Here is a 25043-nt window from a genome sequence, read left to right on the forward strand (position 1 = left end):
AAATACTTGTTGACAGGCGGCTCGTTTTTTGGTATAGTAATAAGGCACCCGACGAACGGGGCAACAGAATAAAGGGGTATAGCTCAGCTGGTAGAGCAGCGGTCTCCAAAACCGCGTGCCGAGGGTTCGAATCCTTCTGCCCCTGCCAAAGGCCCGTGAATGCGAAAGCATTCACGGGTTTTTTGTTGTTTTGACTCGGAAGGTAATTCTGCGATGCGGGGCAATAATCATATATGAAACCGGTAAAAAATGATCCTGGAACGAAGTTCGTTGTTTGTGCAATTGATTTTACGGTAGGATATGGTACACTTAAGCTACACTGTTAAGCCCGGAAGAAAGGAAGCAATCCCGGCGAACTATTGCTGAAGGTGGCGGAGAATTTCCGCCCAAAGGAGAAATTGTATGTATGAATTAAGCATGTTGTTCCTGTATTTTATTATCTATGCCTTTCTGGGTTGGTGCGCTGAGGTTGCGGTCACCGCGGTGAAGCAGCGCCGGTTTGTGAACCGAGGCGTCATGAACGGTCCCATTGTTCCGCTTTACGGCCTGATGGCCACCCTGGCCGGCGTTTTTCTGGAACCGGGAGAAAATAATCTTTTTGTGTTTGTGCTGGGCTCTGTGGTTCTGTGTGCCGCCATTGAAGTGGTGGCCGGTGTCATTCTGGAGCGGCAGTTTGGCCGGCGCTGGTGGGATTACTCCGACCGGCCCATGAACCTGAAGGGCTATATCTGCCTGGAGAGTTCTCTGGTTAAGGGCATTCTGGTGGCTCTGGCCGTGCGCTTTTTGACCCCGGTGCTGCACTGGGGCCTGAGCTTCCTGCCTGCAATTGCATTGCAGATTCTGGCGCTGGTGCTGGCAGTTGTGCTGGCGGTGGACGGTTTGGTCATGGTCTATGGCGTGCATGCGGTGCGCCGCCGCTGGAAGATGAGCGGCCCCATTGCGGAATATCTGCAGCAGGCCAGCGAGACCATCGGCGATGGCGTGACCACCCGCACCCTGGGCTGGTATCACGGCTACCAGAAACGGCATCTGGCCAAGGCCTTCCCCAACCTGACCCGCTTGTCCGGTGAGGAGGTGCGTCCCGCCTCCAATGTTTTTGCCGAGGGCATCGGCTTTTATAAGCTGTTCTGGCTGTTTCTGATCGGTGCCTTTGTGGGCGATCTGATCGAGACCGTTTTCGTGTGGGGCACCTCCGGCGTGCTGATGAGCCGCAGCAGTCTTCTGTATGGTCCGTTCAGCGTGGTCTGGGGCCTGGGTGCGGCGATCCTCACCGTGGTGCTGCGCGGCCTGATGGACAAGAGCGACCGTTACATTTTCGTAGGCGGCGCGCTGATGGGCGGCGTGTACGAGTATATGTGCAGCGTGGTCACCGAGAAGCTGTTCGGCAAGGTTTTCTGGGATTACAGCAAGATCCCCTTCAACCTGAACGGCCGTATCAACCTGCTGTACTGTGTGTTCTGGGGCATTGCCGCGGTGGTCTGGGTCAAGGAGGTCTACCCCCGCCTCTCGGCCCTGATCGAGAAGATCCCCATGAAGGTGGGCAAGGTGCTCACCTGGGTGCTGGTGGTTTTGCTGGCAGTGGATGTGGCTCTCTCCTGCATGGCGCTGGGCCGTATGGACCAGCGGGAAAAGGGCATTCCCGCCACCAACGCGGTGCAGCAATTCCTGGATGAGCAGTATCCGGATGAATATCTCACCCAGCGGTATCAGAATATGAAGCTTGCGGGCTGATTGGCCCGAAACAGAAAAAACGCGCTCTGGTCTCTGGCCAGGGCGCGTTTTTTGTTCCGTTTACATAAGACTTTCCGGCGGGGTCAGATCCGCGGGGACCGGAGCATTTACCGTCAGGCTGGAGGGGGTGACGCGGCAGTCGTAGGTCAGCAGTGTGACGCCGGCCTCCACCGCCCGGCGCAGCGCATGGCCGAAGTCCGGGTGGGTGGCCCAGTTGGGGGAGAATTGCTTCATCCCCTCCATTTGAAGCAGGATCATCACATAGCAGCGCCAGCCCTGACCGGCCAGAGCAGCCAGCTCCTCCACATGCTTGAGCCCCCGCAGGGTGGGTGCGTCCGGGAAGCGGGCAAAGCCGTTTTCCTCCAGGGTGCAGCCCTTTACCTCCATTAGAATCTTCTCCTCGCCCCGACGGGCAAAGAAGTCGAAGCGGGAAGCACCCAGCTTATACTCGGCGCGCAGCTCGTCCAGGGGACCGATGCCGCCTGCGGCCAGCCATTCCGCCACCGCCTGATTGGGGGCAGCGGAATCCATATTCACCAGAAGGCCGTCCTTGTCCACAGCGATCAGGTCGTAGGGCGTTTTGCGGGCGGGATTGTCGCCCGGCTGCAGGTAAACGGTACAGCCCGGGCGCAGCAGCTCGGCGCAGCGGCCGGTATTTTTTACGTGGACATTCAGAATCTGCCCCTCCAGCTCCACCCGGGCGATGAACCGGTTGGGGCGGCTGAGAAAGTGGGCGGGAACAACGGCGGAATATTGCATAGAAAGCGGCCTCCTGAAATGTGGCTGGCATTTTTTTTCTGACGAATTTTGGCACAATTGTGAAGTATTCTTCGCAGGGGCGCAACCACTGGATTTTAACAGAATAATATGGTATAATCAGGCAAGAAACAAAGCAAAAGGCAAACGTGTCAGCTTTGGAGGAGAGAGGAACGTACGGCTGGCTTGGTTTGCGGTTTCAGGGCGATACCGCATCATTATTCCAGGTGGTGGAGCACGCCGGAAAATTTTTTGTGAGATGAACCAAAACGCGCAGACAAGCCTTGGTGGCTTGGCGAGCATTTTGGGAAAATATTACGGAAAATTTTGGCGTGATACGCGCCTGAGGCTTGAACCGTGAATTGTGCGGTATTGCCTTAGATAAGGAAGGAGCAGCGAACATCATGAAAAAGACGGTTCAGACGGTAATCAGTCCCGATAAATTCTACACCATTGCAAGTGCAAATGGCAAGGTTGTTGAAGTAGCGGATTTCAACACTGAAAATGGCGCGGCCATTCAGCTGTGGGATTACGCGGGCGAAGAGTGGCAGCAGTGGTCCTTCGTGCGCGCCGGGGAAGGCGTGTATCGCATCTGCAACCGCTTCACCGGTAAGATGCTCGACCTGATCGCCGGCGGCGTGGTAGACGGCACCTGGCTGCACCAGTGGGAAGGCACCAGCGGCTCCAGCCAGCTGTGGGTTCTGGAGAACACCGGCGACGGCCGAGTGAAGATCAAGTCTAACCTGTCCGGCAAGTGCCTGGATGTGGTGGGCATGAGCCAGGACAACGGCGCCCGCCTGCAGATCTGGCAGGATGTGAACGGCGACAACCAGCTGTGGGTCGTGGAGGAAGTAAAGGCCAAGAGAGCCAGCCGCAAAAAGGCTGAGCCCGCGGACGAAGCTGCTCCCGCCGAGGAAGCCAAGCCCGCAAAGAAGACCGCCGCCCGCAAGCCCGCGGCCAAGAAGACCGCTGCCAAAAAGACCGAGGAAGCAGAGGCCCCCAAGAAGCCCCGCGCTGCCCGCAAAAAGGCTGAGCCCGCCGCCGAGGCGCCCAAGGCCCTGAAGGCTGCCGAGGAGCAGAAGGCTTTGAAGGCCGCTGAAGAGCAGAAGGCCCTGAAAGCCGCCGAGGAGCAGAAAGCTCTGAAGGCTGCTGAAGAGCAGAAGGCCTTGAAGGCCGCTGAGGAAACCAAGGCCCTGAAGGCTGCCGAGGAACAGAAGGCCGCGGAAGCTGTGAAGCCGGTTGAGGCTCCGAAGCCCGCTCCTAAGCCGAACCTGAAAAAGGTGGGCAAGCGCCGCGCTGCCAAGTAATCTGAGCACGGCAATTTAAATAGAACGCAGGGCGGTCCGCCTGCCCTGGAGAGAGATGTTCCGGTGATTTGCGTCGCCGGCGTCCCGCCCCAGGCAGGTGGGCTGCTTTTTATGTGCAGCGATGCAAAATGTGAAATTTTGCCGCGTCTGTGATTATGCTACAGTAACCGCGTGGCCAGTTTTGCTATACTGATACATATTCTTACCATGGGAGGACCATTCGCTTATGGGTTTTAATCTGGAAACCAGTGTTTCGGTGTTTACGGTATTCATACAGGGCCTGCTCAGTTTTTTCTCGCCCTGCGTACTGCCGCTGGTACCGCTTTATCTGGGTTATCTGGCGGGCGGCACGGCCAGTGCCAGTCTGACCGACAAGCAGCGCCGCCGCATTGCGCTGCGCAATACCATCTTCTTCATTCTGGGTGTAAGCTTTGCCTTTTTCATGCTGGGTCTGGGCTTCACGGCGCTGGGCAAGCTGCTCAGCGGCAACCGGGCTCTGGTAGCCCGGCTGGGCGGTATTCTGATCATCCTGCTGGGCCTGTATCAGGTGGGCTTTTTGCAGGTGGACGCTTTGCAGAAGGAACGCCGCCTGCCCTTTGATCTGAACCGGTTCAGCATGAACCCGCTCACCGCCCTGATCCTGGGTTTCACCTTCAGCTTTGCCTGGACACCCTGTGTGGGCCCGGCGCTCACCAGTGTGCTGGTTATGGCCGGTTCCTCCGCCTCCCGGACCCAGGGCTTCTTGCTCATCGGCGTGTATACCCTGGGCTTTGTGCTGCCTTTTCTGGCGGTGGGCCTGTTCACCAGCCAGGTGCTGTCCTTCTTCCGCCGCCATACCTCCTGGCTCAAGTACACCGCCAAGGCGGGCGGCGTGCTGCTGATCCTGATGGGTGTAATGATGTTTACCGGCTGGATGAACAGCTTCACCGGTTATCTGTCCGGCGTGGGCGGTTCCGGCACTGGGGCATCCTCGTCCCAGGCGGTAAGCAGCAGTCAGCCGGAGTTTCAGGCTGAAAGCCAGCCGCAGGCCAGCAGCGCCCCGGCGGAATCGGGCACTTCCAGCCAGCCGGAGAGTGCGGCCAGCAGCCCGGAGGAAGAGGAGTACCCGGTGGTTGCCGCGCCGGACTTCACTCTGGTAGACCAGTACGGCAATGAGCATACCCTTTCCGACTACAAGGGTAAGACCGTATTCCTGAACTTCTGGGCTACCTGGTGCGGTCCCTGTAAAAAGGAGATGCCGGATATCCAGCAGCTGTATCTGGACCACGGCGAAAACACCGGTGATGTGATCATTCTGGGCGTGGCTGCACCGAAGAGTGAGGACAACCCCTTCAATCAGGAGACCCTGGATGCGGACGGCATTGCAGACTTCCTGGAGGAGGGCGGCTACACCTATCCGGTGCTGATGGATACCACCGGCGATGTACTGATGAACTACGGCATCTCGGCTTTCCCCACCACCTTCATGATCGACAGCGAGGGCAACCTGTTTGGCTATCTGCAGGGCAGCATGACCCGCGAGATCATGGACAGCATCATCGACCAGACCGTGAGCGGCATTCGGGCAAACTGATCCCGCCATCGGCCGATTGATATTGGAAAAAGAAAGAGGCGTTTTCCCGCAAATGGGGAAAACGCCTCTTTTTTGAGAAAATACTTGACAAATGCAGATAAATTCATATAATTGATTTTGTCAGTGAAAATCAAACAGGAGGAAGACGGAACATGGAACAGACACTAGCGTTCTATATCAATCTTCTGCGGGGGGACTTCACCCAATTCTGCGCCCAGCGGCTCAAGGAGCTGGGGCTTTCTCAGGGGCTGCTTTACTTTTTGCTGTATGTGGGGCGGCATCCGGGCTGTTCAGCAGGGGAGCTGGCCTCGGTGATCGGGGCGGACAGCGGCCATACCACCCGCTCGGTGGAAAAGCTGGTGCAGCAGGGCTTCATGACTCGCACCCGTTCCCAGCAGGATAAACGGGCGGTGGTGCTGGAGCTGACCGAACAGGGCCGGGAGGCCTTTGTTCAGGCGGGCCGGTGGTTCTATCAGTGGGAAGCCCAGCGCACCCAGGGCATGAGCGAGGAAGAGGTGACGCAGCTGAAGGGGCTGCTGCAAAAAGCAATGGCCGGTATCCCCATGCCAAAATCCCCCATGGAATCGGCTCCGGGGCCGGTGCGAAAAGCAATCCGCAAGGAAACTTGTCAGGAATAAATCACCCATCACCGCCGCCAGGCTGGCGGCAATCTGCAACCATGCAGGAAAGGAAAAACTATGCGTTACTCCATTGTATATTCCAGCAACACCGGCAACACCCGCCAGCTGGCCGAGGCAATTGAACAGCAGCTGCCCACCGGGGAGCTGCTCTATTGCGGCGCGCCGGACGCGGCAGCGCTGCAGGCGGATGTGCTGTTTGTGGGCTTCTGGACCGATAAAGGCAGCTGTGATGCAAAGGTGGCCGAGCTGTTGAAGCAGGCAGAAGGCAAGACCGTGTATCTGTTCGGCACCGCCGGGTTCGGCCAGAGCCAGCAGTACTTCGATCAGATCCTGGCCCGTGTGCGGGAAAACCTGCCCGCCGGTGCGGTGTATGGCGGCGGCTATATGTGCCAGGGCCGGATGCCCCAGGCAGTGCGCAGCCGCTACGAGGCCATGCAGGCCAAGGAGCCGGAGAACGCCCGCTATCAGATGCTCATCGAGAACTTTGATGCGGCGCTGGCCCACCCGGATACCAACGATCTGGAAGCCGCTGCTGCCTGGGCCAAAGGCTGCCTGGCGTAAGTATTTCCAAAAATAACAAAAGCACTGGAAACGGGCAGGGTATGCCGTTCCCAGTGCTTTTTTGTTGCAGAAAAAATCAGTCCACCGTCAGGTTGGGCCGGTCCTGGTCGCCGTCTGCCTTGAACAGCACGAACTGGTCCGGGTTATTGGTGAAGTAATAGTATTCGGTGTTCTCGAAGAGGGGAGGAGTGAGATAGTTGGGCAGGATATTCTCACTGTCCTCGCCCCGCTCGCAGAAGCCTGCTGCCGCAAACACTTCGGCGGGAATGCCCGCGCAGTAGCACTCGGCGTATTCCGCCCCGGCGGCATGGAGCAGGCTGTCAATGGCCTTGCCCAGCCGTGGAAGTGTTTCGTCCCGGCCGATGAAGTCCACGATGCGCAGCACCTTGCCGCAGCCGCTGTCCACCACCCGGGCCACAAGGCAGGCCAGCGTTACGCCGTTCTCCCGGGCACAGTATACATCATATGTAAGATGAGGGAAGGCGAAATACCGACGGGTCAGGTACCACAGGTCCTTTTTGGGGGTGTGGGGCGTTTCGGGCAGACCCAGCTCGGCCAGCTGCTCCGGGCTGTTTACCCGTTCCAGCGTCAGGTCGCCGCCCACCGGCAGTACGGTGGGGTCTGTCACCCGGGCGAGGGTGTAGTGTTCCTGACCGGAAAGCCGGTAGAAGTGGGGCACCCGGTCTGCGTGCCAGCCGAGGAACCGGTAAAAGGCCATGGTCTTGGGCCGGATGTTGTTGCAGGCCACCACCGAAGCACCGGTGAGTTCGGGCAGGGCGTTCATCAGGTCCAGCCCCACACCATTGTGGCCCTTCTTCGCCACCCACACCGAGACCCAGATGTCCGGCGTGGGGGATTCGTTGGCCCGGATGTATCCGGCCACCGCCAGCAGCTGGCCGTTTTCCTCGGCCAGCGCGTATTGCAGCGCATCGCCGCTGCGGTAGTAAAAGTTGAAATATTCCGGCAGGTTCACCAGCGGCAGCTTCCAGTCAAAGTTTTCGTTGATGAAGCCAATCACCCGTTCGGTCTCCTCCGGCCGGGCAAGGCGCAGGGTCAGAGAATCGCTCATAGGGCGCTGCCTCCGGTGATGGGCAGGGTCACGCCGGTGATGAAGCCGGCCTCGTCGCTGAGCAGGAAGGCCATGGCGGGCACCACATCGCTGGGACGGGCGTTGCGGCCCATGGGGTTGGTCTCGGCGCTGGCCTGTACGATCAGGTCACTGGTCTCGGCCAGGAACTTGGTCTCCATCATGCTGGGGGCCACGCAGTTCACGGTCACGCCGAAGCTGGCGTAGTCCGCGGCCAGGCTCTTGGCCAGGCCCGCCAGGGCGCTTTTGGCCATCACATAGGCGGCAGTGTTCTTGGGAGGCATGCCCAGCAGGTAGCTGGTGAGCATGAACAGCACCCGGCCCTTTTTGGCCTTGGCCATGCCGGGCACAAAGGCCTTGCACAGGGCAACGGCGCTGCGCACCTGCACCGACAGGTCCAGCTCAAAGCGCTCCTCGTCGAACTTCTTGAATTTGGTGTTCACCACCCGCAGGGCGGGCAGATGCACAAAATGGGTGGGGGCGGGGCAGTTCTTCTGCACGTCCTCAATGAAGGCGCACAGCGCTGCCTCGTTGGTCAGGTCCACATCATAGGTGCGGATGGCCCCGGGATGCGCCTGGCACAGGTCAGCCAGACCCTTCAGATCGCCCGCGCCCTGGGCGATGAAGATGTCGCCCTCCTGATACAGCCGCTCGATCAGCGCGCAGCCCACATCGCTGGAAGCGCCGGTGATCAGATATACATTGCCCATAAAATCCTCCTTATTTTGCCACGCCCGCCTTGATGATGCCGCGGGTCACTTTTTTGCCGTCCTGATTGGTAATGGTCGCCTTGATGGTGATCTCGCCGAATACCTCGTTTACTTCATCCACCTTGCCGGTGATGGTCAGGGTGTCGCCGATGAAGACGGGTTTGGCGAATTTGGATTCCACACTGTGCAGCAGGCAGTGCTCGCCGGGCAGGTAGACGCCTGCCAGGGTGGAAAAGAAGCTGGCGCCCAGCATACCGTAGACCACACGGCCGGGGAAGCCCCGCCCGGTGGCGTATTCCTCGCTCATGTGGATGGGACTGTTGTCGCCGGTAATGGCGTAAAAGGCGTCCATCATTTCGGCGGTCACGGTTACGGTGAAACTCTCGGTCATGCCGGGGGTGATGTCCGCCAGAGTGTAGCTGTTCATGGAAATATGTCCTCCTTTTAAAAAGGGCTCAAACAGAAAAGGGGCCGGGCCCGCAGCCCAGCCCCTTTTTTCGGTCGTTTACGCGGTCAGACGCTCGATCAGATCCAGCAGGTCGCCCACGTTCTCCAGGCCGCGCACGTCGTCCAGCTTGAACTTCAGGCCGAACTTCTTCTCCATGGCGGTCAGCAGGTTGATCTGCTCCAGGCTGTCCCAATCCTCGATGTCGTCGGCGCAGGTCTCGCGGGTGATCACCAGCTCCTCGTCGTCGAAGTTGTCGCGGAAGATCTGCTGTACAGCGTCAAAAATGCTCTGCTTATCCATTTGAAAAACTCCTTTTTAAACGATCTCGATCTCCATCACACCGCACTGGGGCTCGTAGCCCGCGAAGCCGGTGAATTCGAAGGTCAGGTTGCCCTGGTCATCCTGGGCGGTTTGTTCAAAACCGATTGTAGCATAAAAATCGCGAACGAGCAAATTTTTTGCGGTGGGGTAGTAATGGCCCACGATCTTTTCCACACCGGCGGCGGCGGCGCGGCGCACCAGCTCGTCGAACATGGCGTGCTCCAGACGGCGCTTGAAGGTCCGGCAGCTCATGATCCACAGATCCATATCCAGCACGTTGCCCTGGATGTGACCGATCATGGCGGTGACCAGGCCGTTGTCGCCGAACTTGTCCACCAGGCGGCCGTAGAGGGTGATGTAAGCCGGATCGGCCATGATACCCTCCACCTCAGCGGCGGTGTAGCGGCGGGTGGTCAGGTTGAACTGGTTGGTCTTGTTGATCAGCTGGGTGATGCGCTCGGCGTGGGGGGCGTCGAAGGCACCGATCTCACAGTGCATCTCCAGGCTCTTCAGATAGTCGTTGTAATCGCCGAAGCTCTGCTCCAGCTGGGCCCGCTCCAGATTTTGCTTGTACATGCTGGCCCGCTTTTTGTCATCCGCTGAGAGGGTGGTCACCTCAAAGTAGCCGCTGCGGTCGATGGCTGCGATGTACTCCTCCGGCGCACCCAACTCGGGTACAGTTACGCCCGGCAGCTCCTGACGCACGATCTCCCGCTCGGCGGGGTTGTCGTCCACGAACACGAAGCTTTCCGGCAGGATGTTGATCTCCTGGGCCATGGCCGCGATGTTCCGGCTCTTGGGCTCCCAGTTGGCCTTGAAGCAGAGGAAATCATCCCGCTTGAGCACGGTGTCCGCCCGCTCGAAGCCGGTCAGGGCGATCTTCTCCTCGTTCTTGCTGCACACGTTCAACAGGATGCCCAGCTTGGACAGCTCCTTTAAGTAGCTCTGGAACTCCGCGTAGGCCATGCCGGCGGGGGTCTCATTGCCCATCACGATGCCCTCGGGGCCGTCGTCGCCGATGATGCCGCCCCACAGGGTGTTGTCCAGATCCAGAGCCAGAGCCTTTTTGTTCTTGCCCAGCAGGCTCTTGATGATGTTGGCCACGCTCTGGCACAGGTAGGGGATGCAGTCAATGCTCACCGCGTACTTGTAGGCGTACCAGGCAGTCTGGCTGCTGAAGGCGTCCATGCCGTGCACTGCCTGCAGGTAGGCCAGGTCGTTCAGATAAAGGTTGGGGGTGGCCTCCGCCAGGGCGGCCAGCTTCTCGTTCAGCTGACGTACAAAGCGCACCCGGCCGTGGCAGTCCACACCCTCCCGGTTGCCCATTACCCGGTAGACCGGCAGATCAAAGTTGTTGGCAATGACCGGGCAGCCGAAGGAAAGCGCGGCCCGGATGGCCTGCTCGAAGCGGGTGTATTCCGCGTTCAGCTTTTCCTCCACCCGGGAGGGCTCGTCGGCGGCATCGGGCCAGAGCTTGATGTTGCGCACGCTGGTGTGGATGTAGATCACATCCGGTGCAAAGGCCTTCAGCGAGCCGTCGTCAAAGACCAGGTTTTCATAGAACAGTGCATAAGCGCCCTCGTGGAAGGTGGGCTTGATGCCGTTTTCCAGCAAAAACAGCTCCAGGATATTTTTGATCTCGCCAATGGTGCTGCCGCTCATAATGGCGACTTTCTTTTCAATCAGACCCTGTTTTTCCAGCAGCTGGCGCTTGAGGCTGCGCTTTTTTTGCAGCAGATAGGCCGGGTCCAGGGGATAATCAAAACAGTTCACGGCAAATTCCTCCTCGCAGAAGTCATGACCCGCCGGAAGGGGGCGGCCAAAGCCGCGGGCGCAAGCAGGGCCCGTCACGTACAGTCACATACAGCTTGATTATACTATAAACCCCGGCGACGCGCAACGCGTCACAACCCAAAATCCTCCAAAAGCCGCTGCAGCTGCTCCTGGCTTTCCAGTGGGATGCCCGCCTGCAGGCTCAGCACATCCTGTTCAGGCAAAAGATGCGTGTAAACATCATACACCTCCACCGGCTGGTCCTCTTCGCCAGACTCACCGGAGGCGAACAGGGCCAGTTTGCCGTGCCAGTCCCGCAGGGTATAGCCGCTGGAGGGGGATTCCTTTTCAAACGGGCGCAGAGCAAATACGGCCACGCTCGCCGCAAGGCCCAGCGCACAGAGCAGAGCCAGAAGATAGATCCATACTTTCGGCATAGTGATTCACCTCTTTGAAAACAGTATGGCCCGGGCAGGCGGGTTTCAAACGGACAGATGTGAAATTCCGTTTTTGCTGTACTTGCGGCAGGCACTTGTGGTATAATATCAAAATAGGCAGAGCAGCGCCTGAATGTGAAAAACTTTTTATAAAGCATTCGGGCCTGTTTGGCTGTGCCGGCAAGGCGGCTTTGGCCGTGTTCCGGCGGGGCTGCCCGGGGCGAATGGGCCCTGCGGCGATGTCCCACACATTTTTTCATCGAATTATTTCCGCAAAGGAGGCGGTCCCCATCGAAAACAACGAACACCGCAATATCCGGCGCCCGCAGAACAGCCAGAGTGGCCAGAGCGCGCCCCGCCGGGTAAACCGCACGCCCGGTGCGGGCACGCAGCGCACGGTCAACCGCAGCGCGGCGGCCGGCACCCAGCGCAGCACCGGTGCCCAGCGAACCGGCGGCCAGGGGTCTTCCGGCGCGCCCAGCTCCGGCGGGCATACCCCGAAACGGAAGAAAAAGAGCGGCGTGCGCCGCTTTTTCGGCGGTCTGTTCCGGTTCATCGCCGTTTGCTTCTGCCTGGGTGTGATGGTAGCCAGCGTGGTGGCTGTGGCGCTGAGTCTGTATCTGGTGGAAGCCACTGCAGACGACAATCTTGACCTGACCGAGGTCAAGCTGGCCCAGACCACCTGGATCATGGCCCAGGACCACGACACCGGCGAGTGGGTGGAGTACGAGGACTTCTACCGCACCAACAACCGTGAGTGGGCTGAGCTGAGCGAGATCGAGTCCAGCCCGTATCTGAAGTGGGCGTTCATCTGCACCGAGGATAAGGACTTCTACGAGCACCACGGCGTGAGTTTCAAGCGTACCATCGCCGCGGCCATCAACGAGTACACCCCCATCAAGCTGTTTGGTGGCCGTCAGGGTGCGTCCACCCTGGAGCAGCAGCTGATCAAGAACCTTACCGGCGACGATGAGCAGGACGCCATGCGTAAGATCCGCGAGATCTTCCGCGCCTGGGGTCTGGACAACCGTTATAATAAGGATACCATCCTGGAGACTTATCTGAACACCATCAGCCTTACCGGCAACACCGCCGGTGTTAAGGCCGGGGCCATTCAGTACTTCGGTAAGGATGATCTGAGCCAGCTGACCGCCGCCGAGTGCGCCAGCATCGCGGCCATTACGAAAAGCCCCAATACCTACAACCCCTACAAAAACCCGGAAGAGCATCTGCGGCGCCGCAATCTGATGCTGTGGAACATGTACGATCAGGGGCACCTGACCGAGGAGGAGTACAACGAAGCAGTGAACTCCCCCCTGACCCTGGCTGAGACCGACACCGACAGCTCCACCAGCACCGGTGTTCGCTCCTACTTCAGCGATGCGGTCTACACTGCACTGAAGCAGCAGCTGGTGGACGAGCTGGGCTGGACCGAGGCCGAGGCGGAGAACGAGATCTTCAACGGCGGCTTGCGCATCTATGCCACTGTGGACCCCTATCTGCAGGAAGAGATGGAGAAGATGCTGCTCAACGAGGACGAGAGCATTCCCTGGATGGAACGGGAAGAGGAATTCGAACTGGGCAACAAGACCGAAGAGGATCTGGCCAAGGAAGAGGGCGTGGTTTACAACGAGGACGGCACCCTGAAAACCAAGACCGACAAGGACGGCAAGGTCTACTACTATAAGACCGTCCACAGCCAGGTAGCCATGGTGACCATGGACTACGAAGGTGAGATCAAGGCGCTGGTGGGCGGTCTGGGTGAAAAGACCACCGATCTGAGCCTGAACCGCGTAAATGTTGCCAAGCAGACCGGTTCTACCATGAAGCCCATTGCAGCCTATTCCCTGGGCATCGACATGGGCTGGATCAACTACTCCACCAACTTTGTGGACATCGGTGTGGGCAAGATGCTGCTGGAAAATTACGAAAGCAGCTATCCCCAGTATAAGGGCAAGATGTTCGAGAACGATGCGCCCGAGGTGCTGGCGAATCCCGGCATCTGGCGTGACTGGCCTCAGAACTATGTGACCAGTACCGGTCACGGCGAGCGCACCGTAAATGTAAACTATGCCATTGCCCAGTCCCTGAACACCATCGCGGTGCAGGTGGGCCAGCTGGTGGGCGTGGAATCCATGTACAACTTTGCCAAGGATACCGTGGGAATGGCTCACCTTAACGAAAACGATATGGACCTTGCTCCTATCGTGCTGGGCAGCCAGAACGGCGGTGCCACTCCCATCGAACTGGCAGGCGCTTACCTGATGTTCGGTAACGGCGGTGAGTATGTGACCCCGCATCTGTATACCCGTGTGGAGTACGCCACCACCGGCGAGGTGCTGATCGATAACGAGATCAATGTGGTGCACACCCAGGCCATCAAGGAGAGCACCGCCATGATCATGAACCGCCTGCTGCAGGGCGTTCTGGGTTCCAGCGGTACCGCCAGCAGCATGAAGCCCAGCGGTGAGATGGAAGCTGCCGCAAAGACCGGTACCACCAGCGACAACAAGGACTACACCTTCGTTGGTCTGACCCCCTATTACGTGACCAGCATGTGGTGGGGTTACGACAAGCCCTACGATATGAGCAAGGTGGGTGCCAAGAACGCCAAGGCCATCCAGAAGGTATGGAAGGCCTATATGGAAACCGTGCAGGAGGGCCTGGAGGTCAAGCAGTTCCCGGTGAGCGAGGATGTGAAGACCGCTGCCTTCTGTGTGGACAGCGGCGAGCTGGCCGGTGCCAACTGCCCCAACCGGCAGACCGGTTACTACACAGAGGACAACATGCCCGGTGTTTGCCCCATGCATCCGTAAAACCTGATTGAAAAAGCCTGCTGTACGCGGTGAGCGAACAGCAGGCTTTTTTGTGCATTCTGTGCATACAAAACCGGGCCCGGGTGAGAAATGTGCGGCTTTTTACAAAATTGAAACTGCATCTTGCGTTTTGACATGCTAAAGTGGTACACTATACACATGCGTAAAAACAAATGTGTTCAAGGGGTGTACAAAACAGCATGAAACGGCATTTTCTGATGGTGGACGCAGCGGTCCTGCCCGAGGTATTTCTGAAGGTTCTCAAGGCGAAGGAGCTGCTCGCCAGCGGCGAAGCCCGCAACATCTCGGCGGCTACCCGGGCGGTGGATCTTTCCCGCAGCGCATTCTATAAATATAAGGACTGCATCTTCGATGCCCGCAGCACCCAGCAGATCATCACCGTGCTGGCCACGCTGCTGGATGAGAACGGCGCGCTGCAGGCGCTGCTGGGCGGTATTTCCGCCGCGGGCGGCAGCGTGGTCACCATCAATCAGGCCACGCCGGAAAACGGCGCAGCCAAGGTGGAGGTCACTGTGCGCACCGATACCCTGCGGGTGAGCATCGAGGAGATGCTGGCTCAGCTGGCCCAGCAGCGTGCTGTGGTCGAGGTACATCAGGGCGTGTAACGCTTTCAAAAACGGCCAATGGCCGTTTTTCCATTTTCATCACAAGTGCCCGGCGGGCGTTGTGCCGGGCGGGGAGGATTTATGATCAACATTGCGATCCTGGGCTTTGGCACCGTGGGCAGCGGCGTGTATGCCGTTTTGCAGAAAAACGCCGGACTCATTGCCCGGCGGGCGGGCCAGGAGATCCGGGTCAAGCGGGTGCTGGTGCTGGAAGTTACCGAAAACCCGGAGCTGTTTACCAGCAGCATCGACGATATTCTGAACGATCCCGAAATTACCATGGCGGCAGAGGCCATCGGTGGCGTGAAGGCTGCATATCCTTATGTAAAGGCATTGCTGGCCAGCGGCCGCAGCGTGGTGACCAGCAACAAGGAACTGGTGGCCACCCACGGTGCCGAGCTGCTGGCCCTGGCAAAAGAGAAGGGCGTGGCCTTCCTGTTTGAGGCCAGTGTGGGCGGCGGCATGCCGCTGATCACTCCCATGTGCCAGAGTCTGCTGGCCAACCAGGTGGAAGAGGTTTACGGCATCGTGAACGGCACCACCAACTACATGCTCACCCGCATGAGCCGGGAGAACATGGATTTTGCCGCCGCGCTCAAGGAGGCCCAGCAGCTGGGCTATGCCGAGACCAAGGACCCCTCGGACGACGTGGACGGTCCGGACGCCTGCCGCAAGATCGCCATTCTGGCCAGCCTTGCCTTCAGCAAGCAGGTCCACACCCAGAACATTCCCACCCGGGGCATCCGGGGGCTGGAGCCCTTTGATCTGCGCGCCGCCGCCCGGCTGGGCTGTGCGGTGAAGCTGATCGCCTGGGCACGGCAGACCGAAGCGGGCCCGGCGGTGGGCGTGGAGCCCATGCTGGTACCGCTGGAAAATCAGCTGGCCGGTGTGGAGGATGTGTTCAACGGCGTGCTGGTTCGGGGCGACATGGTGGGCGATGTGTTCTTCTACGGCCGCGGCGCGGGCAAGCTGCCCACCGCCAGCGCCATCGCCGCCGATCTGGTTCTGGCTGCACAGCAGGGGGCCGCGGTGCACGACAGCATCTTCTGGGAGCCCTCTCCCGCATTGCCCGCGCCGCTCACCAGCGGCGAACCCGCCGCATATTATGTGCGGGTGAAGGGGCTTGCCGCTTCCATGCTGCCCGGCCTGTACGGCCCCGGCGAGCTGGTGGCGGACGACGGCGGTCAGGCCGCCTATCTGGCGGAAAACATCACCCCGAAAAAGCTCTATGAAGCGGCCCGGCAGGTGAAAGCCCTGGGCGGCAGCGTACAGATGGAGCTGCGCCGGCTGGAACAGTAAGGAGGTACAGGCAATATGGCAGTTAAAATTCTGGTCCCCGCCACCAGCGCCAACGTGGGCGCCGGGTTCGACGCGCTGGGCCTTGCGCTCTCGCTCCACAACACCGTGACCATGGAGGAGTGGGATAAGCTGGACATCATGGCCAGCGACGGTTCGCTGGTGCCCACCGGCACCTCCAACCTGATTTACCGCTCCGCCAAGGCGGTATACGAGCAGCTGGGCAAGCCCATCAAGGGCCTGCGCATTCGGCAGGAAAATCCCATTCCCATGGCCCGGGGCCTGGGCTCCAGCTCCGCCTGCATCGTGGCGGGCATTCTGGGGGCAAACGCACTGCTGGGCAACCCGCTGACCAAGCGGCAGATGCTCACCCTGGCCACCTCCATCGAGGGCCACCCGGACAACGTGGCCCCCGCCATGCTGGGCGGCTTTGTGAGCAGCGTGTTCGACGAGGGCCAGGTGTTCACTGCTCGCAAGGAGATCAATGAGGAGCTGGCCTTTGCGGCCTTCATCCCCAACTTCAAGCTGCTCACCGAAAAGGCCCGCGCCGCGCTGCCCAAAACCGTGGACCGGCGGGATGCGGTGTACAATCTGTCCCGCGCGGCACTGGCCACCGCCGCCTTCTGTGACGGCGACTACGAGCTGCTGCGGGTCGCCACCAAGGACGCACTGCACCAGCAGTACCGTCTGCCCCTGATCCCCGGCGGCGAGCGTGTGTTCGAGATCGCCTGGGACCTGGGTGCTTATGCGGTATACATCTCCGGCGCAGGCCCCACCATCATGGCGGTGGTCCACCGGGACAACTGCGAGTTCTTTGAAAAAGCCGAGGAGGCGCTGCTGGAGCAGCCGGAAACCATGGCCTTTTCTTTGCGCAGAATGCTTGCAGACAATACTGGCGCTGTGGTAGAATAGTAAAATGACGCGCCGTTTCCCCGGAGAGGGAACGGAACTTCGCGGAGTACATGTGCAGGCGTGCTGCTCCGGTGCGGGCAGCAAGCAGTTGGTATAGAGGAGTTGAGAGAAACAATGGCGTTGATCGTGCAGAAATTCGGGGGTACCTCGGTTGCGAACCGGGAACGGATCTTCAACGTGGCCCGAATTGTAGCGAACACCCGCAACGCGGGCAACGAGGTAGTGGTCGTGGTTTCCGCCCAGGGCGATACCACCGACGACCTGATCCAGAAGGCCGCCGAGATCACCAGCAATCCCTCCCAGCGGGAGATGGATATGCTGCTGGCCACCGGTGAGCAGATCTCCATTTCGCTTTTGGCCATGGCCCTGAGCGAGCTGGGCGTGCCTGCCATCAGCCTGACCGGCTGGCAGGCGGGCTTCCACACCGACCGGGCCTACACCAAGGCCCGCATCCGCCGGCTGGACAGTGAGCGGGTGGAAAGCGAGCTGGCCCGCAACCGTGTTGTGGTGGTGGCAGGCTTCCAGGGTCTGAACCGCATGGAAGACATCACCACCCTGGGCCGCGGCGGCAGCGATACCAGCGCGGTGGCTCTGGCCGCTGCTCTGCATGCGGACCGCTGCCAGATCTTCACCGATGTGGAGGGCGTTTACACCGCCGATCCCCGCTTCATCCCCCGCGCAAAGCGTCTGGATGAGATCACCTTCGACGAGATGCTGGAGCTTGCGGGCGCCGGCGCGCAGGTGCTGAACAACCGCAGCGTGGAGCTTGCAAAAAAATACGGCGTGGAGCTGGAAGTGCTCTCCAGCCTGAATCCTGTGCCCGGCACAGTTGTTAAGGAGGTTACTAGCGATATGGAAGGTATGCTGATCAAGGGCGTGGCCAAGGACACCGACGTGGCTGTTCTCACCATCCTGAATGTGCCGGATGTGCCCGGCACCTCGTTCAAGGTGTTCGGTGTGCTGGCACAGAAGAACATCAACGTGGACATTATTCTGCAGGGCACCGGCCGTGAGGGCGACAAGGACCTGACCTTCACCGTTCCCCTGAGCGACGCGGACACTGCGCTGCGGGTACTGAAGGAGAACCAGCACCGCTTCGGCGGCAAGGACATCACCGTGGACACCGGCTGCGCCAAGGTCAGCGTGGTGGGCGGCGGCATGAAGAGCAACCCCGGCGTTGCCAGCCGCATGTTCGAGGCCCTGTTTGAGGCCAATGTGAACATCCGTATGATCTCCACCAGCGAGATCAAGATCAGCGTCATCATTGATAAGTCTGACGCTGACCGCGCTGTGGCTGCCATTCACGACGCTTTCATTCACTAACGTTTTATGCAGCGCCCCTTTGCAAACCTATGTGTCTGCAAAGGGGCGTTTTTGCGCCGGAAGGCAATTCGTTCACAGTTTCTTTGCAGCTTTGCACGTTTACAGTACCGGCAAAAACGTGTATAATATGAAACTATAAAACAGGTTTTGCAATCCGCGATCGAATCGGAAGCCCGGGCGCATCGGCGCCCTCGTTTATAACCTCACAGTTAAGGAGTGTTGCATCAAATGCCAAGTTATCCGCCCCGTGAAATGAGCGAAGCCGAGCGCCGCCGCCGGGCTGCCGCCCGTGCCCGGCGCAAGAAGGAGATCCGCCGCAACCGGATCATTTTTGCGATTCTCTGCCTGGCGCTTCTGGCGCTGATCGTGTTCGGAATGGTAAAGCTGGTAGGCCTGTTTACCAAGGATAAGGACTCTTCCAGTGGTTCCACCTCCATCAGCAGCTCCACCAGCATTTCGTCCAGCGTTGATTCGACTTCGGAACCTGCCAGCAGCCCGGAATCCGGCTCTGCCAGCACCTCCGATGCGGCTTCCGCCACCGGCACCGCCGCCACCACTGGTGGCGGCGATGCTGACTGGCTGCTCACTCTGGTGAATAACAATGTGAAGCTTCCGGACGGCTGGGAGGAAACCCTGGAGATCAAGGTGGCTGATACCTCCACCGGCAAGGAGCTGGCCACCGTGGCAGCCGATGCCTTCATCAATATGAAGAACGCCGCCGCCGCGGAGGGCATCGACCTGATGCTCTGCTCCGGCTACCGCAGCGTGGAATACCAGCAGAGCCTGTTCGATGCGGAGAAGCAGAAATGGCTGGATAAGGGCAACTCGGAAGAGGAAGCCTATAATCAGGCCAAGACCGTGGTGGCCGTTCCCGGTTATTCCGAGCACAATTCCGGCCTGGCCGCCGATATCGTGACCCCGAAGCATCAGAATCTGGACGAAGCTTTCGGCAAAACAGACGCCGCAAAGTGGCTGTTCGAGCACGCGCCGGAATATGGCTTTATCCTCCGGTATCCGGAGAACAAACAGGCCATTACCGGCATTATTTATGAGCCCTGGCACTACCGCTATGTGGGTGTGGAAAACGCAAAAGCCATCACCGCCAGCGGCCTGTGCCTGGAAGAATATCTGGACGAGAATCTGCAAAAGGCCTGACGAGTGCGGGCCGCAATTTTTGTCCGTCAAAATTAAGGAGTACCGATGTTACAACGCGAATGCCTTGCGCCTGGGGTGCATCTGAACTGCATCCCGGCGGATAAATTCAACCGCTGCCGGATCTCGCTGCATTTCCGGTTCCCCGCCAGCCGGGAGAAGGCCACCGATCAGGCCCTGCTTCCTCTGGTGATGGACCGAGGCTATGCCGCCTGCCCGGACATGACCCAGCTCTCCCGCAAGCTGGCCCGCCTGTATGGCGCGGCTCTTTCGGTGGAGACCAGCATGCAGGGCGCCAGCCGGGTGCTCAGCGTGTCCATCACCGGCATCAAGGACCGGTTTGCCCTGAACGGCGAGGCTCTGACCGCGGAATACGCGGCCATTGCCTTCGGCGTGGCCTTTGAGCCCTATTTTGAGAATGGCTGCTTCAGCCGCGAGGCGGTGGAGATCGAAAAGACTACCCTGGCCCGCCAGCTGGAGAGCGAGATCAACGACAAGCGCCTGTACTGCGTGCGGCAGGCCCGGCGCAAATTCTTCGGCGATTCCCCTGCGGGCATCGAGCGGGACGGCTATCTGGCCGATCTGCCCGCCGTCACCTGCGAGAGCCTGACCGCTGTGTATCAGGAGATGCTGCGCACTGCCCAGCTGGATGTGATCTGCATGGGTGCGGACGAAGCCGTGGTACGCCGCATGATTCTGGAAAAGCTGGCGGGTATCCAGCGTGAGCCTGCCCAGCTGGAGAACTATCTGTATATGCCTGCTCAGCCCACCGAGCATTTCCGGGAGGAGATGGATCTGGTGCAGGCCAAGCTGTGCATGATGTTTACCTGGAACCAGTGCGCAAAGCCGGAGCAGCTGAATGCCTTCCGGCTGGCCATGAGCGTGTTCGGCGGCTCCACCACCAGCCGTTTGTTCCTGAACGTGCGGGAAAAGCAGAGCCTTTGCTACTACTGCGCCAGCCGGTTCGCTTCGCCCACCGCCTTTATGATGGTGGACAGCGGGGTGGAACCTGCCAACGCCGAAAAGGCCGAGCAGGCCATCCTGAAGGAGCTGGAGAATCTGGTGAACGGCCCCATCACCGAGGAAGAGCTGGAAAACAGCCGCCGTGGCCTGTTGTCCGGCATGACCAGCGTGGGCGACAGCCTGGCCGGTCTGGAGAACTGGTATTACAACGAGATCCTGCGGGGCGGTGTGATCAATACCCCCGAGCAGGCGGCCAGCCAGCTGATGCAGGTGAGTGCCGAGGATGTGCGCCAGATCCTGGCCGGGTTCCGATACTCGGTCGGCTATCTTGTGACCAAAAAGGAGGAGCCCAGCCATGCAGAATGAACCCATGCAGGCGGTGCGCGCCGCCGTGGCCTGTGAGGCCCTGACGCTGGAAAACGGCCTGACCGTTCTGGTGCGGCCCATGCCCGGCTACAGCGGCGTCCACGCCATTTACGGTACCCGCTTCGGCTCCATCGATCTGGAATTTGAGGTGGATGGCCGTCGGGTAAGCCTGCCCGCGGGCGTAGCCCATTTCCTGGAGCATAAAATGTTCGAGAGCGAGGACGGCGACGCCTTCGCCAAGTTCGCCAGAACCGGTGCGTCGGCCAATGCCTACACCAGCTTTGACAAGACCTGCTATCTGTTCACCGCCACCCAGCAGGTGGACGAGAGTCTGGATATCCTGCTGAGCATGGTGAACGAGCCCTACTTCACCAAGGAGACCATCCAGAAGGAGCAGGGGATCATCGGCCAGGAGATCAAGATGTACGACGACAGCCCGGACTGGCGGATCATGACCGGCCTGTTCGGCTGCCTGTATCACAATCATCCCATCCGCAACGACATCGCAGGTACCGTGGAGAGCATTGCGCAGATCACCCCGGAGATGCTCTACGACTGCTGCAAGGGCTTCTACAACCCGGGCAACATGGTGCTGGCGGCGGCGGGTAACATCACCACCGATCAGGTGCTGGCGGCCTGCAAGCGGGCCAAGCTGCCCGCAAAGCCCGCTCAGGTCAAGCGCATCCAGCCCCAGGAGCCGGAAACCGTCGCGAAAGAGCGGCTGGAATTCTCCATGCAGCTGGCCAAGCCCTGCCTGGGCGTGGGCTTCAAGGAAGCTCCGGTGGAGGGCGCCAAGGCCGAGATCATCTGCGACATGCTCACCGAGCTGGTGTGCGGCGGCATGACCGACTTCTACCGCAGCCTGTATGACCAGGGCCTGGTGAACCCGGGCTTCGGCGGTGAGTTCCTTGTGCTGGACGGCTGCTGCTGTTTCCTGTTCACCGGCGAGACCGACCAGCCGGAAAAGGTTCGCGGTCTGCTGATGGATGAGATCGAGCGGCTGCGCAAGGAAGGCGTAGATGAGGAATTGTTCACCCTGTGCAAGAACCAGTCCTACGGTGAGATGCTGCAGGACCTGGAAAACATTGAGGACAGCGCCACCGCACTGGCAGGCAGCTTCTTCCGCAAGCGCAGCCTGACCGAGGAGATCGAGGCACTGGCCAGCGTGACCCGTCAGGAGGTGGACGAGGCGCTGCAGACCATGCTGCGCCCGGAACGGTCCTCCACCGTGATCATCTGGCCCAAGCAGGAGGAGAACGCATGACGAATCTGGTGCAATTCCCCGGACTGGGGCTGGAATTCAACATCAACCGGGTGGCCTTCACCATCGGCGGCCTGGATGTTTACTGGTACGGTGTGCTCATTGCCACCGGTTTTCTGCTGGCGCTGGTGTTCGCCTTCCGCTACGCGGTGGATTTCGGCATTGATGCCGACCGCCTGGTGGACGTGGTGCTGGTGGGCAGTGTGTGCGCGGTGATCTGTGCCCGGGCCTACTATGTGATCTTTTCACCGGTGCCCTATGAGAGCTTTGCCGATATGATCGACATCCGCCAGGGCGGCCTGGCCATCTACGGCGGCGTGATCGGCGCGGCACTGTTCGGCGGTCTTGCCTGCAAGTGGCGCAAGCTGTCCATTCCGGCCACCTTTGATCTGGTGGCCATGGGCTTTCTGATCGGTCAGTCCATCGGCCGCTGGGGCAACTTTGTGAACCAGGAGGCCTTCGGCAGCAACACCACTCTGCCCTGGGGCATGTACAGCCAGGCGACGGCCAATTATCTGAGCAGCTGGCAGACGGTTCTGGCACAGGACGGCGTGATCGTGGACCCGAGCATGCCGGTGCATCCCACCTTTTTGTACGAGAGCATCTGGTGCGCGGTGGGCTTTTTCGCCCTGTGGGCCTACATGAAAAAGCGTCGCTTTAACGGCGAGATCGCCCTGATGTATGCCGCCTGGTACGGTGCGGGCCGCTTCTGGATCGAGGGCCTGCGCACCGACAGTCTGATGCTGCCCGGCATGACCCTGCGGGTCAGCCAGCTGATTGCTCTGATCAGTGTGGTGGCGGCAGTGATCGCCATTGTGGTGATCCGCCGCAAGATCGGCCAAAAAGAGCTGCTGGTGGATGTTCCGGTCAGCACAGCTTCGGAAAAGAAATTCCAGGAGGCAAAAAACGCCTGGGCCGACAAGCTGGAGGCTCTGGGCCAGAGTGTGAGCCTGGAGGAGATGCGGCAGCAGCTGCCCGCCTCTGCTTCCCATAAGAAGTTTGTGGAGGCCCAGAAACAGCAGCAGGATTTTGACTGGGAGGCGCTGATCCGCCAGAAGCTGGAGCAGGCGGAGATGGATGCCGGAATGCAGGAGAGTGTGCGGCAGGAGAATGTCCGCTTCGCTCAGCTGCCGGTGGACCCGGAGGAACGGGCTGCTACCAACAGCTCGCTCACCCAGGGGCTGGATGAAAAATAAAGTATAGCCGGGCGCACCGCCCGTGCGATGAGGAGGAAACCATGGCGCAGATCATCAGCGGCAAGGAGCTGGCCGCCCGCATCAAACAGCGGGTGAGCGATCAGGTGGAGGAAATGAAGGCCGGGGGAGTGAGCCCCTGTCTGGCGGTGGTTCTGGTGGGCGATGACCCGGCCAGCGCCGTCTATGTGCGGGGCAAGGAGTCGGACTGCCGCGAGTGCGGCATCGAGAGCCGGATGCTTCGCCTTCCCGCCGACACAACACAGGACCAGCTGCTGGAACAGCTGCAACAGCTGGCTGAGGACAAAAGCGTCCACGGCATTCTGGTGCAGCTGCCCCTGCCCGCCCAGATCGACGAGCAGGCGGTGATCGCCGCCATTCCCCCCGAAAAGGATGTGGACGGCTTTTCTCCGGTGAACGTGGGCCGGATGATGATCGGCGAGGAGTGCTTTCTGCCCTGTACCCCCGCGGGCTGCATCGAGATGCTGAAAAGCACCGGCGTGCCCATCGCGGGCAAGCAGGCGGTGGTGCTGGGCCGCAGCAACATCGTGGGCAAGCCCGCGGCCATGCTGCTGCTGCGGGAGAACGCCACCGTTACCATCTGCCACTCCAAAACCGAGGATCTGGCCGCTGTGTGCGCCGGAGCCGACATTCTGGTGGCGGCCATCGGCAAGCCCAAGTTTGTTGCCGGCGATATGATCAAGCCCGGCGCGGTGGTCATCGATGTGGGCATCAATCGGGACGAGAACGGCAAGCTGTGCGGCGATGTGGATTTTGCCGCTGCCGAAGCCAAGGCCTCCTTCATCACTCCGGTGCCCGGCGGCGTAGGCCTGATGACCCGGGCTATGCTGATGGTGAACACCATCCAGGCCGCCCGGCGGCAGACCGGCTGCTGAAAAGAGCCGAATCTGCAAAAAACGGCTTTGCAAAGCCAAAAAGGGCTTGCAATCCCCAAAAAGTTGTGGTATAGTAGTATAGCCGCATGGTTCGGGCACCCAAGAGGTGTGCAAGATCACCCGCCCACTAGTCCAGCGAGACTTATATAAGAGAGGCAAAACACTATGTACGCTATCATTGTTACCGGTGGCAAGCAGTACCGGGTACAGGAAGGCGACGTAATCTTCGTTGAGAAGATGGACGTTGCTGAAGGCACCAATGTGAACTTCGACTCCGTTCTGGCTGTCGGCAACGAGGGCTCCGTTAAGGTGGGCACTCCCGTTGTTGAGGGCGCCAGCGTCGAGGCCAAGGTCGTGAAGAACGGCAAGGGCAAGAAGCTGAACATCATCACTTATCGTCCTAAGAAGGGCAGCGCCCGCCGCATGGGCCACCGTCAGCCCTACACTAAGGTCGAGATCACTGCCATCAAGGGCTAATAACGGAGGTGTAAACTACTATGGCACATAAGAAAGGCGTAGGTTCTACTAAGAACGGTCGTGACTCTGAGTCCAAGCGTCTGGGCGTTAAGCGCGCCGACGGTCAGTTCGTTCTGGCCGGCAACATCCTGGTTCGTCAGCGTGGTACCCACATCCATCCCGGTGAGAACGTGGGCCGCGGCAGCGACGATACCCTGTTCGCTCTGGTGGACGGCCGCGTAAGCTTCGAGCGCGTAGGCCGTGACCGCAAGAAGGTCAGCGTTAAGCAGTAAGATCTTTCAAAAGCCAGGCCTGTTGATTGGGCCTGGCTTTTTGTTGTAACGGGGCATACTGTTAGGGTAATACCGCATAATTCCTGGTGGTGGAGCGCGCCAGAAAATTTTTTGTGATATGAACCAAAAAGCACAGCCAATCCTT

Annotated in this window: 24 protein-coding genes and 1 tRNA gene; 18 read left to right on the forward strand and 7 right to left on the reverse strand. The window is 59.8% G+C overall.

All coding sequences use genetic code 11. The annotated features are described in order from the left end of the window. The first annotated feature begins 72 nt into the window (after positions 1–72). Together B5F28_RS06850 and B5F28_RS06855 are read left to right on the forward strand one after the other, a co-directional pair. Positions 73–148, forward strand: a tRNA-Trp gene (locus B5F28_RS06850). Between the two features lie 254 nt (positions 149–402). Next, positions 403–1731 carry a putative ABC transporter permease gene (locus tag B5F28_RS06855; RefSeq protein ID WP_087294623.1) on the forward strand — a complete coding sequence of 443 codons (1329 nt, stop codon included), beginning with the start codon at positions 403–405 and terminating at the stop codon, positions 1729–1731. Positions 1732–1791: 60 nt separating this feature from the next. Here B5F28_RS06855 and sfsA read toward each other — a convergent pair whose 3' ends face one another. Further along, positions 1792–2490 (reverse strand): DNA/RNA nuclease SfsA, encoded by a 699-nt coding sequence (gene sfsA / locus B5F28_RS06860; RefSeq protein WP_087294625.1) that lies wholly within the window; start codon positions 2488–2490, stop codon positions 1792–1794. 401 nt (positions 2491–2891) lie between these two features. On the opposite strand from sfsA, the gene B5F28_RS06865 reads away from it, so the two are divergent. From B5F28_RS06865 to bilS, 4 genes are all read left to right on the forward strand, one after another. Then, entirely contained in the window at positions 2892–3794 is a 903-nt protein-coding gene (locus tag B5F28_RS06865; protein ID WP_087294627.1) for an RICIN domain-containing protein, read from the forward strand. Between the two features lie 226 nt (positions 3795–4020). Continuing rightward, on the forward strand, positions 4021–5367 hold the full coding sequence (locus B5F28_RS06870; protein ID WP_087294629.1) for a redoxin family protein: 1347 nt from the start codon (positions 4021–4023) through the stop codon (positions 5365–5367). Positions 5368–5519: 152 nt separating this feature from the next. Next, the gene (bilQ, locus tag B5F28_RS06875; protein WP_087294632.1) at positions 5520–6005 is read left to right on the forward strand and encodes a bilirubin utilization transcriptional regulator BilQ; all 486 of its coding nucleotides are present in this window, start codon (positions 5520–5522) and stop codon (positions 6003–6005) included. A 60-nt stretch (positions 6006–6065) separates the two neighbouring features. Further along, entirely contained in the window at positions 6066–6569 is a 504-nt protein-coding gene (bilS, locus tag B5F28_RS06880) for a flavodoxin family protein BilS (RefSeq protein WP_087294634.1), read from the forward strand. A 76-nt stretch (positions 6570–6645) separates the two neighbouring features. Here bilS and B5F28_RS06885 read toward each other — a convergent pair whose 3' ends face one another. The 6 genes from B5F28_RS06885 to B5F28_RS06910 all read right to left on the reverse strand — a co-directional run bounded on the left by B5F28_RS06885 (position 6646) and on the right by B5F28_RS06910 (position 11345). Continuing rightward, the gene (locus B5F28_RS06885) at positions 6646–7638 is read right to left on the reverse strand and encodes a hypothetical protein (protein WP_087294637.1); all 993 of its coding nucleotides are present in this window, start codon (positions 7636–7638) and stop codon (positions 6646–6648) included. Further along, positions 7635–8366 carry an SDR family NAD(P)-dependent oxidoreductase gene (locus B5F28_RS06890; RefSeq protein ID WP_087294639.1) on the reverse strand — a complete coding sequence of 244 codons (732 nt, stop codon included), beginning with the start codon at positions 8364–8366 and terminating at the stop codon, positions 7635–7637. Before B5F28_RS06890 ends, B5F28_RS06885 begins: the two co-directional genes overlap by 4 nt. 10 nt (positions 8367–8376) lie before the next feature. Further along, positions 8377–8793: a MaoC family dehydratase gene (locus B5F28_RS06895; RefSeq protein WP_087294641.1), complete on the reverse strand. Its 417-nt coding sequence runs from the start codon at positions 8791–8793 to the stop codon at positions 8377–8379. 78 nt (positions 8794–8871) lie between these two features. Beyond that, complete coding sequence (locus tag B5F28_RS06900) at positions 8872–9114, reverse strand: acyl carrier protein (protein WP_058966615.1); 243 nt, start codon at positions 9112–9114, stop codon at positions 8872–8874. A gap of 15 nt (positions 9115–9129) precedes the next feature. Beyond that, on the reverse strand, positions 9130–10908 hold the full coding sequence (locus tag B5F28_RS06905) for an HAD-IIIC family phosphatase (protein ID WP_087294644.1): 1779 nt from the start codon (positions 10906–10908) through the stop codon (positions 9130–9132). Positions 10909–11039: 131 nt separating this feature from the next. Continuing rightward, positions 11040–11345 carry a BofC C-terminal domain-containing protein gene (locus B5F28_RS06910; protein ID WP_087294646.1) on the reverse strand — a complete coding sequence of 102 codons (306 nt, stop codon included), beginning with the start codon at positions 11343–11345 and terminating at the stop codon, positions 11040–11042. Between the two features lie 239 nt (positions 11346–11584). On the opposite strand from B5F28_RS06910, the gene B5F28_RS06915 reads away from it, so the two are divergent. The 12 genes from B5F28_RS06915 (at position 11585) to rpmA (ending at position 24898) form a co-directional block, all read left to right on the forward strand. Continuing rightward, positions 11585–14161 (forward strand): transglycosylase domain-containing protein, encoded by a 2577-nt coding sequence (locus B5F28_RS06915; protein WP_158097541.1) that lies wholly within the window; start codon positions 11585–11587, stop codon positions 14159–14161. Positions 14162–14361: 200 nt separating this feature from the next. Then, entirely contained in the window at positions 14362–14787 is a 426-nt protein-coding gene (locus B5F28_RS06920) for an ACT domain-containing protein (RefSeq protein WP_087181131.1), read from the forward strand. Between the two features lie 81 nt (positions 14788–14868). Then, on the forward strand, positions 14869–16086 hold the full coding sequence (locus tag B5F28_RS06925) for a homoserine dehydrogenase (RefSeq protein WP_087294650.1): 1218 nt from the start codon (positions 14869–14871) through the stop codon (positions 16084–16086). Between the two features lie 15 nt (positions 16087–16101). Next, a complete protein-coding gene (gene thrB / locus B5F28_RS06930) occupies positions 16102–16995 on the forward strand; it encodes a homoserine kinase (RefSeq protein ID WP_087294653.1) in 894 nt (297 codons plus the stop codon). A 114-nt stretch (positions 16996–17109) separates the two neighbouring features. Next, entirely contained in the window at positions 17110–18318 is a 1209-nt protein-coding gene (locus tag B5F28_RS06935; protein ID WP_087294655.1) for an aspartate kinase, read from the forward strand. 375 nt (positions 18319–18693) lie between these two features. Beyond that, positions 18694–19473 carry a M15 family metallopeptidase gene (locus tag B5F28_RS06940; protein ID WP_414600596.1) on the forward strand — a complete coding sequence of 260 codons (780 nt, stop codon included), beginning with the start codon at positions 18694–18696 and terminating at the stop codon, positions 19471–19473. Between the two features lie 45 nt (positions 19474–19518). Beyond that, positions 19519–20799 carry an EF-P 5-aminopentanol modification-associated protein YfmF gene (yfmF, locus tag B5F28_RS06945; RefSeq protein ID WP_087294659.1) on the forward strand — a complete coding sequence of 427 codons (1281 nt, stop codon included), beginning with the start codon at positions 19519–19521 and terminating at the stop codon, positions 20797–20799. Then, entirely contained in the window at positions 20789–22063 is a 1275-nt protein-coding gene (gene yfmH, locus B5F28_RS06950; protein WP_087294661.1) for an EF-P 5-aminopentanol modification-associated protein YfmH, read from the forward strand. Before yfmF ends, yfmH begins: the two co-directional genes overlap by 11 nt. Continuing rightward, positions 22060–23256, forward strand: a complete 1197-nt coding sequence (gene lgt, locus B5F28_RS06955) for a prolipoprotein diacylglyceryl transferase (protein WP_087294663.1) — start codon at positions 22060–22062, stop codon at positions 23254–23256. The genes yfmH and lgt overlap by 4 nt, the downstream gene beginning before the upstream one ends. Positions 23257–23297: 41 nt before the next feature. Then, positions 23298–24149 carry a bifunctional methylenetetrahydrofolate dehydrogenase/methenyltetrahydrofolate cyclohydrolase FolD gene (folD, locus tag B5F28_RS06960; protein WP_087294665.1) on the forward strand — a complete coding sequence of 284 codons (852 nt, stop codon included), beginning with the start codon at positions 23298–23300 and terminating at the stop codon, positions 24147–24149. 165 nt (positions 24150–24314) lie between these two features. Beyond that, positions 24315–24626 carry a 50S ribosomal protein L21 gene (rplU, locus tag B5F28_RS06965; RefSeq protein ID WP_058966591.1) on the forward strand — a complete coding sequence of 104 codons (312 nt, stop codon included), beginning with the start codon at positions 24315–24317 and terminating at the stop codon, positions 24624–24626. Positions 24627–24646: 20 nt separating this feature from the next. After that, positions 24647–24898: a 50S ribosomal protein L27 gene (rpmA, locus tag B5F28_RS06970; RefSeq protein WP_058966590.1), complete on the forward strand. Its 252-nt coding sequence runs from the start codon at positions 24647–24649 to the stop codon at positions 24896–24898. Positions 24899–25043: the final 145 nt, after the last annotated feature.

This window comes from Gemmiger sp. An194 (genome assembly GCF_002160145.1).
In the GTDB taxonomy this organism is placed as follows: Bacteria; Bacillota; Clostridia; order Oscillospirales; family Ruminococcaceae; genus Allofournierella.

Coding starts and splice junctions, on each gene's coding strand:
- B5F28_RS06855 (WP_087294623.1), top strand. CDS start 403: ATGTATGAATTAAGCATGTTGTTCCTGTATTTTATTATCTATGCCTTT.
- sfsA (WP_087294625.1), bottom strand. CDS start 2,490: ATGCAATATTCCGCCGTTGTTCCCGCCCACTTTCTCAGCCGCCCCAAC.
- B5F28_RS06865 (WP_087294627.1), top strand. CDS start 2,892: ATGAAAAAGACGGTTCAGACGGTAATCAGTCCCGATAAATTCTACACC.
- B5F28_RS06870 (WP_087294629.1), top strand. CDS start 4,021: ATGGGTTTTAATCTGGAAACCAGTGTTTCGGTGTTTACGGTATTCATA.
- bilQ (WP_087294632.1), top strand. CDS start 5,520: ATGGAACAGACACTAGCGTTCTATATCAATCTTCTGCGGGGGGACTTC.
- bilS (WP_087294634.1), top strand. CDS start 6,066: ATGCGTTACTCCATTGTATATTCCAGCAACACCGGCAACACCCGCCAG.
- B5F28_RS06885 (WP_087294637.1), bottom strand. CDS start 7,638: ATGAGCGATTCTCTGACCCTGCGCCTTGCCCGGCCGGAGGAGACCGAA.
- B5F28_RS06890 (WP_087294639.1), bottom strand. CDS start 8,366: ATGGGCAATGTATATCTGATCACCGGCGCTTCCAGCGATGTGGGCTGC.
- B5F28_RS06895 (WP_087294641.1), bottom strand. CDS start 8,793: ATGAACAGCTACACTCTGGCGGACATCACCCCCGGCATGACCGAGAGT.
- B5F28_RS06900 (WP_058966615.1), bottom strand. CDS start 9,114: ATGGATAAGCAGAGCATTTTTGACGCTGTACAGCAGATCTTCCGCGAC.
- B5F28_RS06910 (WP_087294646.1), bottom strand. CDS start 11,345: ATGCCGAAAGTATGGATCTATCTTCTGGCTCTGCTCTGTGCGCTGGGC.
- B5F28_RS06915 (WP_158097541.1), top strand. CDS start 11,585: ATGTCCCACACATTTTTTCATCGAATTATTTCCGCAAAGGAGGCGGTC.
- B5F28_RS06920 (WP_087181131.1), top strand. CDS start 14,362: ATGAAACGGCATTTTCTGATGGTGGACGCAGCGGTCCTGCCCGAGGTA.
- B5F28_RS06925 (WP_087294650.1), top strand. CDS start 14,869: ATGATCAACATTGCGATCCTGGGCTTTGGCACCGTGGGCAGCGGCGTG.
- thrB (WP_087294653.1), top strand. CDS start 16,102: ATGGCAGTTAAAATTCTGGTCCCCGCCACCAGCGCCAACGTGGGCGCC.
- B5F28_RS06935 (WP_087294655.1), top strand. CDS start 17,110: ATGGCGTTGATCGTGCAGAAATTCGGGGGTACCTCGGTTGCGAACCGG.
- B5F28_RS06940 (WP_414600596.1), top strand. CDS start 18,694: ATGGTAAAGCTGGTAGGCCTGTTTACCAAGGATAAGGACTCTTCCAGT.
- yfmF (WP_087294659.1), top strand. CDS start 19,519: ATGTTACAACGCGAATGCCTTGCGCCTGGGGTGCATCTGAACTGCATC.
- yfmH (WP_087294661.1), top strand. CDS start 20,789: ATGCAGAATGAACCCATGCAGGCGGTGCGCGCCGCCGTGGCCTGTGAG.
- lgt (WP_087294663.1), top strand. CDS start 22,060: ATGACGAATCTGGTGCAATTCCCCGGACTGGGGCTGGAATTCAACATC.
- folD (WP_087294665.1), top strand. CDS start 23,298: ATGGCGCAGATCATCAGCGGCAAGGAGCTGGCCGCCCGCATCAAACAG.
- rplU (WP_058966591.1), top strand. CDS start 24,315: ATGTACGCTATCATTGTTACCGGTGGCAAGCAGTACCGGGTACAGGAA.
- rpmA (WP_058966590.1), top strand. CDS start 24,647: ATGGCACATAAGAAAGGCGTAGGTTCTACTAAGAACGGTCGTGACTCT.